Below are 12,151 nucleotides of genomic sequence, written 5' to 3'. Positions count from 1 at the left end.
CCTTTTGTCCGTACTCGACGTCGTTATCCCAGCGCTGACTTCTCCAGGATATGGACGCCGCAGGACGATCCGATACCGATCACGTGCGCCAATCCGACCTTTGCGCCCTCGATCTGTCGTTCACCGGCCTCGCCGCGCAAGTGATGGCAAATCTCCCACACGTTGGCGATCCCAGTGGCTGAGACGGGATGGCCTTTTGACTGCAGGCCTCCCGAAACGTTGACGGGAGTAGAGCCGTCGCGCCAAGTCGCGCCCGAGTTGAAGAAGTCGACTGCGCCGCCCTCTTCGCAAAGCCCCAGGTTGTCGTAGTGCACGAGCTCGGCGGTCGCGAAGCAGTCGTGTAGTTCGACCAGATCGAGCTCTCGCGGCCCGACCCCGGCCAGCTCGTAGGCGCGTTTGGATGCCGCCCGAGTCAGGCTGTTGACGTTGGGCAGCACCTGGCAGCCCTCTTCGTACGGGTCGCTGGTCAGAACCGAAGCCGAGATCTTGACTGCTCGCCGTTGTTGTTCCAGTGAAAGGGTCTTGAGCTTTGCATCGCTTACCACAACCGCCGCGGCCGCACCGTCACAGTTTGCCGAGCACATCGGGCGCGTGTTCGGGTAGGCGATCATCATGTCACCCATGATCTCTTCGAGGGTGAAGCGTTTCTGGTACGTAGCAAGCGGATTCAATGTCGAGTGTGCGTGATTCTTCTCGCTGATCTTGGCGAAGAGTTCGAAGGAGGTGCCCCCGTACTTGTGGCCGTACTCCATTCCGATCTCGGCGAACACGCCCGGCATCCCGGAGGTCCCGATGCGACCTTCAAGCGGAGCCACCGCGCCGACGCGGCCGGCGGGCTGCCACACCTTCGCATCTTCGGATGGCCTGGCACCGAGCAGGCCGGCTCCAGAGAGTTTCTCGACACCCACGGCCAGGCCCATATCGGTCTCGCCAGCCTTGATCGACATGATGGCAACACGCAATGCGGTTGCGCCGGTCGCGCAGGCATTGGCAACGTTGAACACGGGAATACCGGTCTGGCCGATCTGTTTCTGCAAGGCCTGACAAATACCGCCAGCGTTTCCGGTGATGTTGCCGGCCGCGAGAACCCCGATGTCCTTCATCGTGACTCCGGCATCACCCATGGCATTCATTGCGGCTTCGGCCGCCAGGTCGACGACATCACGATCTGCGTACTTGCCGAACTTGATCATGTGGATGCCGAGGATCCATACGTCTTCACTCATGATGCAATCCTTACTGGAACAATCAGTGATGTCGGGCAATCAATCGATCTCAATCAATCGATCTCAATCAATCGATCTCAAGCAATCGATCTCAAGCAATGGATGTCAACTGATCGGCGAAGGCTCGAAGCCGAAGCTGATCGCGTCGGTGCCAGCCTCGTCGAGGCCGATGGAGAACGTCGTCAGCCGCACCTTCATTCCGAGCGAGAGGTGTTCGGGATCGGGCGGACAGTTCACGATGTTCGCCTGCACGCTGGTGCCATCGCAGTCGATCAAGCCTGCCACGTAAGGGACGGGGACACCTCTGGGACCCATCTGCACGATCGTGAAAGCCTTGACTTCACCCTCAGTCGTCAGCTCCGCCTTGTCGAAACTGGTTCCGAAGCAGGACGCGCAGGCATTGCGGCGGTCGAAGAATCTCGCTTTGCAGGAGGTGCATTCGTTCGCCAGCAGATGCGGCGTTGGCTCCAGGACGAGATAGTCCACCAACGGAATTTGGGATGCCATACCTCTGTGTGTACATGGCCGTCAACGGCGAGTCAATGCAACCATCTGTTGAGTAAGCCACTCGGGTATCAGCCGACGTCGATGACGGCGGCGGTGGCCAAACCGGAGCTTCCTGGCGCTGAAACCAACCCATATCGACCCTGAGTCTGCTCGAGGTGATTGATCAGAGTCGTGAGTGATCTGGTTCCGGTTGACGCGCTGGGAGTTCCTAATCCGATCGCGCCGCCGCGGGGGTTCAGCTGCACGGAGTCGACGTCGAACGCGCGCTGCCAGGCGAGCGGTACCGCAGCGTAGGTCTCGTTTATCTCGACGGCAGCTAGATCAGCGACTTTCAGATCTGCCATCTGTAGAGCTTTTTGGGTCGCCGGTATGACGCCACTCAACATCAACAGGGCATCACTGCCCACCGAGACGACAGATCGGACGGTGGCACGCGCTTTCAACCCCAGCGACTGAGCGCGATCTGCGCTCATGATGAGTACGGCCGAGGCGCCGTCCGAACGCGGTGCGGTGTTTCCCTTGGTTATGTGCCACGAAATTTCCGGGAAACGGCTCGCCGCGGCGTCTGAGTAGAAGGTCGGTCGAAACCGCGACAGCGCCTCAACCGTTGCATCGGGTCGAATTGTCTCATCGATACTGTGTTTCATCACGCCGCCCGAGGGCGCGTCTACATCGACGGGTATGACCTCGTTGTCGAAAACGCCTGCTCGCCAGGCCAACGCGGCCGCTTCGTGCGATCGCGCTGCATACTCGTCCAATTCCGCTCGGCCGATGCCCCACCGCGCGCACATGAGTTCGGCCGCCACGCCGCTGTTCACCAGGGGCTCGGGGTAGCGAAAGCGCAGCGGCCAGTTGAGCCGCTCTTCCACTCGTACCGGAAAGCTCCGCGAAACTCGGCTCATCGATTCGACACCGGCAGCGATGACCACCTCGCGAGCGCCTGACGCGACCGCCTGCGCGCCGAATTGCAGCGCCTGCAGACTTGAAGCACCGTGCTGGTCGACAGTGGTCGCCGACGTCGCTTCCGCGAAACCCGCGGCGAGGCAGGCAATCCGGGCGATGTTGCCCGCTTGTTCGGCGGCCTGCGGATCACAGCCGGCGATGATCTCTTCTATACCCGTCGGATCGATGCCGCTCCGATCGACGAGGGCGAGCAGAACCGTTGCAAGCAGGTGGGCAGGATGGACTCCAACCAGCGCTCCCCGCGCTTCGCCCCGGCCCGAGCCGGTACGTACCGCATCGACTATGACCGCCTGTCTCAACTGGCAGTTCTCCCTTTTAGATCTGCGATGCCGACCCGGGTTAGTCAGCCGTGGTGACTGGCCGACTTGGCCGCCAGCAGACTGCGAGCATACCCAGTGCCGCCAGGATCCCGGCTAGCGAAATGGCCGCACCGACCGAACCGTCGAGATCGTGGTCGATGCCGATGGCGTGATCGAGGGACGCCCGGCCCGGGCCGGTGATGGCGATCGCGACGCAGACCACCGCGATCAGCAGCACATACTCATAGCCGTCCTTGAAGACGTAGAAGCCGTTCTTGCGGTGGGCGGCGATGCCGGCAACCGACATCACCGCAACCGTCGCCATCGCTGCGACCGAGGTCAACAGACCGACGATCAGACCGATTCCAGCTGCCAACTCGACGAGAACGCTCATCCATGCGTGGGCCAACGGCGGACGTAGCCCTAGCCCGCCGAACCACCGTGCGGTGCCTGCGATCTTTCCGCCGCCCAGCAGATGGTTGTAACCGTGGGCAATCATGATGACGCCAACCACCACCCGCAGCAGCAACCCTGCGACATCAGCCGAATTCACTATCGTTCTCTTCTCTTTTATGTCATTGGCAATACGTGATCGATCAAATGGGCAAGGCTGCGAGCCGTCGACGCTGTGGAGTACCTAACTTCACCAGGTGCGCATCAGTCAACCGCGGTAACGGGAAATGACTGCACAAGCTGGCGATATTTCTCACATCGTGACCAACCGCGTCTGAGGCGGCTGTCAGTCGCTCATTGCGGCGTACGTGGCCACGTCTCGCATCGCGATGTCGATCAACCAACTGAGCTTGCTCCTGACACAGGCGGTCACGGCCAAGGCCGCGAGGATGCCGGTGAGCGGATCGGCAATCGCGTCCCCTGCGAAGACAGGTCCGTCCGCGTCGCTCGCGATCAGGCCACCGCCGACCGCGGCGTCGTCGCCGAAGGCCACCCGATTGCTGTGCTGGCCGTAGCCGGTGATTCGCACCCACACCTGCTTGCGACGTTCAGACATTATCGCCTCTGCGGACACCCCCAGATTTCGGAGCGCTCGTGGCCTGCTGGCTTCGACCACCACATCGGCGGTACGCAACAGGTCGCGAAGCTCATCCCGACCGCCGGCAGAATTGAGGTCTAGCTGCAACCGCTGATGTCCCTGATGCAAGAGGCGGTAGAAATCTGGCGGGCTTGCGTCCGGGCGTGCGGTGGCCTCGACATCGACGACCTCCATTCCAGTGTCGTGCAGCAGGTGGGCGCACAGGGGCGCTGCCCATAGCGAGCCGAGATTGACAACCCGCAGTTTCGCCGGCAGTGGCGTCGAACTTCCGACCCCCTCACCGCAGGGTCTGATCATCCACGGGGCACACGGAGGATGCTCGCCGTTACTGGGGTCGGGAAGGGTTAACGCTGCCGCAGCCAGCCCGAGAATGCTCGCACGCTCGACTACCTCAGCAGCTGTACGTCCGGCGGACCACCGAGTGATATCGCTCCACGGATCGCTTGAAACGGCAGATTCGACGAGGGCGGGAACGAGCTCGATGTCACTCGGACGCGGGAGGTTCATCGCGAACCAGCCATCGGCGGCCGGTAGCAACCTAGCGGCTCCGCCGGCCGAGATCGCGCCCTGTCGTTGTAGGCCCAGGAGTGGAGCGCGCTGCCCGAGGCGTTCAACGGTGTCGACTCGATGCCCGCTGAGGAGTTCAAGGGCCAACCCTGCCGCTCTGGCAACGGTTGCTGGCAGGCCCACCGGAAGAAGCGGCGGACCCGTGGGCCGTCCGGTCAACTCTGCGGCCCCCGATGCTTGCCAATCCTGCTCTGCCGTCGAGGGCGCCGCATCGACCAGCGAGGTACCGGACGCTAGTGCGACGCCGGGCCGTACCGAGACCTCCGCCCCCAACGCCGCGAGCAGCCGACCAGCTACCCTTGCCGCCGGCCAGTTCGAAACAGCCAGCGGCACACCCTCCAACGGGAGCTGAGTCACGCTCCAGAGCATGTCATGTCGGTGTGCTTACCGACGCCGGTACTCAGGCGCGGCCCTCTGCCAGCAACGCTAGGCGGCGTAGGGATTCCCGGTTTCGCGGTACCAGGAGTCGCTGGCGTACGGCTGACGGGACTGCCCGGCCGGCGCCGCTGATGAGATCCTCGTGCATTCTGATCTCGAGTGTGTCCGCGGGTGCGCCTACCTCTACGTCGACATCCTCGAGGACGATCCGCACGCTCGCTTCGCCGAACGGTCGCGTTCGCGCCTGCAGAACCAGCAGGCGTGAGGGTTCGGCCGTGATCACCTGAGTTTCGTCGTCGAGCAGGAGCGGCCACGCACCGACCGAATGATGGATCTTGCTACCCGCGGCTGGCCATCCGCTCTCGACATCACGGATCCGTGACGCACCAACCACCCAGCTCGCGTACAACCAGCCGTCGCTCAGGACCTGCCACACTTGCTCACGGCTCGCGGAGGTACGCCAGGTTGTCGCTGTCATCGATCAACGATATGCGCGAATCCGCAGATTCCACACCAGCCCCCGCTGCGCCGGTCACACTGGCGGGATCACTGGTGGGATCACTGGCGGAAGGTCGGTGGCAACGGTGCCGCCCTGACCGCGACTCTGACCGCGGCCATCACCGCGCTGCAAGGTGTTGCTCCAGGCGATTGAGAAACTCACGTTGTCCGGCGACAATCTTGCTCTGCGCTGACGCGAGATCGAACCATTCGACGCGGTCGAGCTCCGGGAATTCCTCGATACGGCCAGAGCCCTTGGGCCATTCCATAGTGAACGTTCCTGGCTTTATCGACCGTGGGTCGAGGTCGGAGGCGAGGGCCCACACCGTGACGGTCTTGCCTCCTGTTTGTTTGACCTCGCCGAGTGGCAAGAATTCGCCGGCAGGTACCTCGACGCCAAGTTCTTCGACGAACTCCCGTCGGGCAGCCGCTTCGGCAACCTCGTCTGGCAAATATTCGCCCTTGGGAATCGACCACGCGCCACTCTCGCGTCCCTTCCAGAAGGGTCCACCCATGTGTCCTAGGAGCACGTCCAACTGACTGTCCGCTCTGCGAAAGAGCAGGATCCCCGCACTGCGCTTGGCCACCATCGTCCGATTGTGTCGCACCGGCCCTCGCTGCGTCTCAGCTGCACTCCTGGCGAGGTTCACCTACGGTGGTAGTGCTACGCAGCCCCGGACGACGTCAAACCAACCGACCGGCGGACGAGTTTTCAGGAGATGACACGTGACTGCTGTTCCCAAAGTGACCTTGAACAACGGGCTCGAGATACCTCAGCTGGGTTTCGGCGTTTTCCAGATACCTCCACCAGACACGGCAGACGCCGTGTCGATGGCACTTGACGCCGGCTATCGGCACATCGATACCGCCCAGATGTACGGCAACGAGAAACAGGTCGGCGAGGCGGTCGCCCGTTCGGGCCTCGATCCTTCAGAGATCTTTGTGACGAGCAAGCTCAACAACAACAATCATGGTTTTGACGACGCCCTGGCTTCCTTCGATCAGACATTGGCTGACCTCGCGCTAGCGCGGATCGACCTCTTCCTCATCCACTGGCCATTGCCGACTGTCGGCGATTTTGTCGAGACCTGGAGGGCGATGGAGCGCATCTACTCCGACGGGCGCGCGAGATCCATCGGTGTGTCCAACTTTCAGGCCCACCACTTACGACGGCTGCACGCAGAGTCCGTTGTTCCGCCTGCGGTAAACCAGATTGAATTGCACCCTTATCTCACACAGGATGAGCTCCGTGCCTTTGACGCCGAGCACGGTATAGCCACGGAGGCCTGGTCGCCCATAGCTCAAGGTCTCGTGCTGGACGATCCGACGATCACCGAGCTCGCTCGTGGCTTCGGAAAGACCCCGGCCCAGGTTGTCCTGCGATGGCACCTCCAGATTGGCAATATTGTTTTTCCGAAGTCGGTGACCCCGGATCGCATCAAGGAGAACTTCGATATCTTCGACTTCGAGCTATCTGACGCCGACCTCTCGCTGATCACCGCCTTGAACAAAGACCATCGAACCGGCCCGGATCCGGACACCTTCGCCTACGTTCCCAACTGATTCGGCACCGAGCTGATTCGGCACCGAGCTGATTCGGCACCGAGCTGATTCGGCACCGAGCTGATTTTGGTGGGCCATCGGCCGCTCTCTTCTCACGAGACGGTCAGACCGTGACTCAATGCGATGAGGACGATGTCAAGCGCAGCCGCGGCCATCACGGCGTAGAACGCCACCTCGGATCGCGGGTTACGGGCATTGCTGGCAACGCCCGAAACGGCCAACAGGACCACCAGGCAAAAACACGCCCAGTCCAGAGCTGACGGAGTGCGACTAGGCCCGATGAGGATGACGATGGTGGCGGCGACGACGGCTAAGGCCGCGGTCAGCGCTGACGCCCTGCGCCCGATCCGCTGCGGCAGCCCGCGTACGCCCTCAGCCAGATCTTCAGTGATATCGGGTAGTACATTTCCGAAATGCGCGGCGACGCCGATCAGCGATCCGGCTAAGATCGCCCATCCCGGCGGCCAGCTGCGATCGGGCGTCGCGAGGGTGGCTATCGCGGGCAGGGCGCCGAAAGCGACGGCGTAAGGCAGCGGTGACGCCACCGTGGCCTTGACGCCCAGGTTGTAAAGCCAGCCCGCCCCAACGCCCGTGAGATGGGCCAGGCCAGCTCGCCAGCCGAGGCCGAACGACAGCGGGACAGTGCAAACCAAGGCCATGACCGTCGCGATCATCAGCGTGGATCGCGCGATTGTGCCCGCTGCGGCAGGTTTGTCGCTTCGCCCGGCGGCCGCGTCGCGGTCGGCGTCGATCAGGTCGTTGGACCACCCGATCGACAGTTGGCCGCTCAACAGGGCTAGCGTTGCGACGACGCAGGTGGGCCAGCGATTACCGGCCACAGCCACGAGGACGGTGGTCAAGACGGTAACTGCGACGGTTGGCGCTGGGTGGCAGGCGAGTGCCAGCTCGAGTCCCACCTCGCGGGCGCGTGCAACGCGACCGTCGCTGTGCCGGGCGGGCGCGCCTGGGTCCCGTTCGATGGCCACGGGCCGAGCATAAGCGGCGCTTGGCGGCGAGATCTGCCCATGTCGACCTACGCTGAGACGATGACGACCATTGCCGCGGTGCGCGGAGTCCTGCCCGAGCACCGTAATGCCCAGTCGGTCATCACCGAGGCCTTCGCGGATTTGTGCGTAGACGCGGAGCGAGATCGGGCCCTCTTACGACGTTTCCATCAGAATTCGAAGGTCGACAGCCGATATACGGTTCTTCCGCTGGACGCCTACCCTGACCTGGTTGACTTCGGCCAGACCAACGACGCCTTCATCGAGCACGGCACGCGTCTGGGTGCGACTGCGGTTCTCGGTGCTCTAGAGGAGGCCGGACTCGAGCCCGTCGATGTCGATCTCATCATCTTCACGACCGTCACTGGCGTGTCGGCGCCCTCCCTTGATGCCCGGATAGCCGGACAGATCGGACTGCGGCCGGATGTAAAGCGGCTACCCCTATTCGGATTGGGGTGCGTTGCCGGCGCTGCCGGAATCGCCAGGCTGCACGACTACCTGCTTGGTCACCCGGACGAGGTTGCGGTGTTGCTTTCGGTCGAGCTCTGTTCACTGACACTTCAGCGCAATGACCGCAGCGTGGCGAACATGGTCGCCAGCGGCCTGTTCGGCGACGGCGCTGCCGCCGTGGTAGCTGTGGGGGAGGGTCGGGCCCGCAGGTCTCCGGATCGATGGTCGGGGCCAGAGGTCCTGGACTCGCGAGCACATCTGTATCCCAACACACAGCGAACGATGGGCTGGGACGTGGGCCCATCGGGTCTGAAGATTGTCTTGGACGCAGAAGTGCCAGTAATCGTTGAGCAATACCTCGGCACCGATGTTCGGTTGTTCCTGAAACACCACGGGTACGCAGTACCGGATGTCGCCGGCTGGGTGTGTCACCCCGGTGGCCCCAAGGTCATCGAAGCCATCGAGTCAGAGTTGGGTCTGCCACGCGAGGCGCTGGAAATAACCTGGCGTTCCCTTGCCGAAGTCGGCAATTTGTCGTCGTCCTCGGTGCTCCATGTCCTGCAGGATACGATTCAGAAGCGCAGTTTCCCCAGTGGTAGCCCCGGTGTTCTGATGGCTATGGGGCCGGGGTTTTGCTCCGAACTCGTATTGTTGCGCTGGTAGTCGACCGTGCTCTGGTACACGTTGTTGATCGCTGCCGTGGCGATCGAACGCCTCGTCGAACTGGTCGTATCTAAACGCAACCTGGCTTGGAGCCTGGCTCGAGGTGGAAGGGAATCAGGTTTCGGGCACTATCCCGCAATGGTCATCCTGCATTCGGCCTTGTTGGTTGGCTGCCTCGTCGAGGCGTTCACGTTGCACCGCTCGTTCATTCCGGCACTTGGCTGGCCGATGTTAGCGCTCGTCGTGCTATCACAGAGCCTGCGGTGGTGGTGCATAACCACCTTGGGACACCAATGGAATACCAGAATCGTCGTCGTGCCAGGTGCTCAGCGGGTCGGCGCTGGGCCCTATCGCTTCCTCTCACACCCTAACTATGTGGCTGTCGTTGTTGAGGGAATCGCCCTGCCGCTCGTGCATTCCGCCTGGATCACGGCCCTCGTCTTCAGCGTGCTCAATGCCGTATTGCTGACGATCAGGGTTCGAGCAGAGGCTGCTGCGCTTGGTGATTTGGTTGTCGGATGAAGGATGTTCTCATCGCGGGCGGCGGCCCGGTCGGTCTAGCTACTGCGCTCTACGCCGCTCGGGCAGGGCTGGACGTGGCCGTCGTCGAACCTAGGAGTGCGCCCATCGACAAGGCCTGCGGCGAGGGCCTGATGCCTGGTGCCGTCGCCGCGCTGCAGGATCTCGACGTCACCGTGTCCGGGATGGATTTTCGAGGCATCCGCTACACAAACGGCACGCATGAGGCCCGGGCGCTGTTCAGCGTCGGAATGGGGCGCGGTGTCGAGCGCACCGAGCTGCATGCTGCTCTGCATTCTCGGGTACTCGAGCAGGGCATACCGATCATCGACGACATGGTGACTGCCGTCGAGCAGCATGAGGACCGCGTGCAGGCGGCGGGATTCAGCGCAAAATACCTGATCGGAGCGGACGGTTTGCATTCGCCAGTCCGTCGGCTCAGCGGAATGGAGGCCGCCTCGGCCCGGCCCAATCTCGCGCGCTGGGGTCAGCGATGTCATTTTGACATGCCGCCGTGGAGTGACCTGGTTGAGGTCCACTGGTCAGAACACGCCGAGGCCTACGTCACCCCATTGGGCAGGAATCGGGTTGGCGTTGCTGTCCTTAGCCAACAGCGCGGCTCGTTTACCCAGCATCTTGCGGGGTTTCCAGATTTGGTGAACCGTATCGCCGGCATCGAGGCATCACCGGTCCGCGGTGCCGGGCCCCTCCGGCAAGCATCAACGCAACGCGTCCGAGGCCGCGTGTTACTCGTCGGCGATGCGGCAGGCTACGTTGACGCGCTGACCGGAGAGGGGCTCGCGGTCGGCTTCGCCTCCGCGCGGCAGCTAATAGGTTGCATTCGCGGTGGGCAGCCCGCCCGCTATGAGAAGCAGTGGCTGCAGACCTCGCGACGCTACCGGATGATCACCGGTTCGCTGCTCTGGGCCGCGCGTAAACCCGTGCTGCGCAAGAAGATTGTGCCGCTGGCTGCGGCGGTTCCGCCATTGTTCGGATACCTCGTCAGGCAGATAGCACGTTAGGCCTGCCAACGCGGCGGGGAGGACCCTAGCCCACGGGCGGGGATGTCCCAGCGAGCATTGAGGGCTCCGATCGTCACCGGGCCGGGCAATCTACGGCCCGTTCCCCAAGCACTCTCCTCCATCACCGCGTCCTTATGGTCTCCGTCCGGCATCTGAGTCTCAGCGTCGTAATGAGTACCGCGTGCGTGATATTTCTCCAGAAAGGCGGCCGTGCGAGCCAAGGACAGCTGACTCCGGTTTCCAAGTCCTGTTTGCCGGCGCTGGGACAGTCCCCGCGCAACTGCCGCTGCCATGAGGTAGCCCGTGCCATAGTCCAAGGCTTGAGCAGGCAGCGGCGTCGGGGCCGACTCGACAACACCCACATCCGACTCGGCCAACGGCCAGGCGATTCCTGAACTCATTTGGACCAGACTGTCGAATCCGCGGCGTCTGGTCCAAGGACCTTGCCAGCCGTAGGCATTGAGCGTCACCTCGACCAGGCCAGGCCGTGCTTCGTTCAAGATGGATTGGCCAAGGCCAAGCGCGTCGAGGGCACCGCGCCGGTAACCATGTACGACCACGTCGGCGTCGGCGACCAACTCCAGCAGCGCGTCCGGATGCTTGCGGAGGTCAAGGCGCGCACAACGTTTACCGAGCGTGGTCTCTGCTTCGATGCCGGGTTCGTCATATCCGGGCGGATCTATCCGTAGCACTTCAGCGCCGAACCCCGCCAACATGCGGGTCGCCACCGGACCGGCCAGCACTCTGGTCAGGTCAAGAACTCGCAGGCTGGCCAGGGGGCGCTCAGAGCCGGACTGGTGTTCGAGGTCGTGCCCTTCGTTCGAGCCTGGCGACGCCGTTGTCGATCGGCCGATCAGAGGCTCCGCGGCTACCGCCAGACCTTGGGGGTGCCGACGCCACTGGGCTGGGCTTCGCAGTTGCGCTGCACACCCACCGGCGCCGACGACAGCTGTCTCCAGGTCCGCAACCGACCATCGGCGGACCTCGGTCGCAACCATGTCTCGATCGGTGGGAACATCCTTGCTCGCGTCGAGCCCGAGAACCTCGAGCGCCGCGGCACGGTGGTGCGGCGCATTTGTATGGAGCCGAATCCAACCATCGGTGCTGCGGTAATCGCCGGCAATGGGATCCCATAGGCTCGGCAATGCCCAGCCTGACGGCCACAGGGTCCGAGAAAACCAGGCACCCGCAAGCGCACGATCGACAACGACCTGCGGAATCGACGGGCGGCTGGCAGCGGCATATTCCGCGATGGCCAAGCCGGCTACACCGATACTCGCTGAGGCCAAGGCATTGACTGGATATGAGGAATCGAATGGGCCGGCACCTGTGAAGCTCAACTGGTCAAGCAGCGGCATGCCGCCGTCAAGCGCGTGCCACATCTCGGTGAGCATCGCTACTTCTACGTCGTTCACGAGGCAATTTTGCCACCGACGAATAC

Annotated in this window: 13 protein-coding genes; 4 read left to right on the top strand and 9 right to left on the bottom strand. The window is 62.9% G+C overall.

What is annotated here, in order from left to right; translation table 11 throughout:
* Positions 1-23: 23 nt before the first annotated feature.
* The 7 genes from ACSMXN_RS16840 to ACSMXN_RS16810 all read right to left on the bottom strand — a co-directional run bounded on the left by ACSMXN_RS16840 (position 24) and on the right by ACSMXN_RS16810 (position 6,079).
* On the bottom strand, positions 24-1,226 hold the full coding sequence (locus ACSMXN_RS16840; protein WP_022914748.1) for a thiolase family protein: 1,203 nt from the start codon (positions 1,224-1,226) through the stop codon (positions 24-26).
* 105 nt (positions 1,227-1,331) lie between these two features.
* Positions 1,332-1,733 carry an OB-fold domain-containing protein gene (locus ACSMXN_RS16835; RefSeq protein WP_022914749.1) on the bottom strand — a complete coding sequence of 134 codons (402 nt, stop codon included), beginning with the start codon at positions 1,731-1,733 and terminating at the stop codon, positions 1,332-1,334.
* Positions 1,734-1,801: 68 nt separating this feature from the next.
* Positions 1,802-2,995 carry a thiolase family protein gene (locus tag ACSMXN_RS16830; RefSeq protein WP_022914750.1) on the bottom strand — a complete coding sequence of 398 codons (1,194 nt, stop codon included), beginning with the start codon at positions 2,993-2,995 and terminating at the stop codon, positions 1,802-1,804.
* Between the two features lie 40 nt (positions 2,996-3,035).
* Positions 3,036-3,548: a DoxX family protein gene (locus ACSMXN_RS16825; protein WP_022914751.1), complete on the bottom strand. Its 513-nt coding sequence runs from the start codon at positions 3,546-3,548 to the stop codon at positions 3,036-3,038.
* 186 nt (positions 3,549-3,734) lie between these two features.
* Positions 3,735-4,970, bottom strand: a complete 1,236-nt coding sequence (locus ACSMXN_RS16820) for a CoA transferase (protein WP_155958493.1) — start codon at positions 4,968-4,970, stop codon at positions 3,735-3,737.
* A gap of 43 nt (positions 4,971-5,013) precedes the next feature.
* On the bottom strand, positions 5,014-5,469 hold the full coding sequence (locus ACSMXN_RS16815) for an SRPBCC family protein (RefSeq protein WP_022914753.1): 456 nt from the start codon (positions 5,467-5,469) through the stop codon (positions 5,014-5,016).
* Positions 5,470-5,608: 139 nt separating this feature from the next.
* Positions 5,609-6,079: an NUDIX domain-containing protein gene (locus ACSMXN_RS16810; RefSeq protein WP_022914754.1), complete on the bottom strand. Its 471-nt coding sequence runs from the start codon at positions 6,077-6,079 to the stop codon at positions 5,609-5,611.
* A gap of 136 nt (positions 6,080-6,215) precedes the next feature.
* Here ACSMXN_RS16810 and ACSMXN_RS16805 point away from each other — a divergent pair, with 136 nt between their 5' ends.
* On the top strand, positions 6,216-7,052 hold the full coding sequence (locus tag ACSMXN_RS16805; protein ID WP_022914755.1) for an aldo/keto reductase: 837 nt from the start codon (positions 6,216-6,218) through the stop codon (positions 7,050-7,052).
* 92 nt (positions 7,053-7,144) lie between these two features.
* Here ACSMXN_RS16805 and ACSMXN_RS16800 read toward each other — a convergent pair whose 3' ends face one another.
* Complete coding sequence (locus ACSMXN_RS16800) at positions 7,145-8,038, bottom strand: UbiA family prenyltransferase (RefSeq protein ID WP_022914756.1); 894 nt, start codon at positions 8,036-8,038, stop codon at positions 7,145-7,147.
* A gap of 39 nt (positions 8,039-8,077) precedes the next feature.
* Here ACSMXN_RS16800 and ACSMXN_RS16795 point away from each other — a divergent pair, with 39 nt between their 5' ends.
* The 3 genes from ACSMXN_RS16795 to ACSMXN_RS16785 are packed head-to-tail and all read left to right on the top strand — an operon-like array spanning position 8,078 to position 10,710.
* Positions 8,078-9,169, top strand: coding sequence for a 3-oxoacyl-[acyl-carrier-protein] synthase III C-terminal domain-containing protein (locus ACSMXN_RS16795; protein WP_022914757.1), 1,092 nt, complete (start codon positions 8,078-8,080; stop codon positions 9,167-9,169).
* Positions 9,170-9,175: 6 nt separating this feature from the next.
* Entirely contained in the window at positions 9,176-9,691 is a 516-nt protein-coding gene (locus ACSMXN_RS16790) for an isoprenylcysteine carboxyl methyltransferase family protein (RefSeq protein ID WP_022914758.1), read from the top strand.
* Positions 9,688-10,710 (top strand): NAD(P)/FAD-dependent oxidoreductase, encoded by a 1,023-nt coding sequence (locus tag ACSMXN_RS16785; protein WP_022914759.1) that lies wholly within the window; start codon positions 9,688-9,690, stop codon positions 10,708-10,710. The genes ACSMXN_RS16790 and ACSMXN_RS16785 overlap by 4 nt, the downstream gene beginning before the upstream one ends.
* Here the strand turns inward: ACSMXN_RS16785 and ACSMXN_RS16780 are convergent.
* Positions 10,707-12,104, bottom strand: coding sequence for a CoA transferase (locus ACSMXN_RS16780; protein ID WP_051148992.1), 1,398 nt, complete (start codon positions 12,102-12,104; stop codon positions 10,707-10,709). The genes ACSMXN_RS16785 and ACSMXN_RS16780 overlap by 4 nt on opposite strands.
* Positions 12,105-12,151 lie beyond the last annotated feature (47 nt).

It is taken from the genome of Parajatrophihabitans canadensis (genome assembly GCF_053764775.1).
The sequence above is the reverse complement of the archived record's forward strand: the minus strand, read 5'-3'. Positions and strand labels throughout refer to the sequence as shown.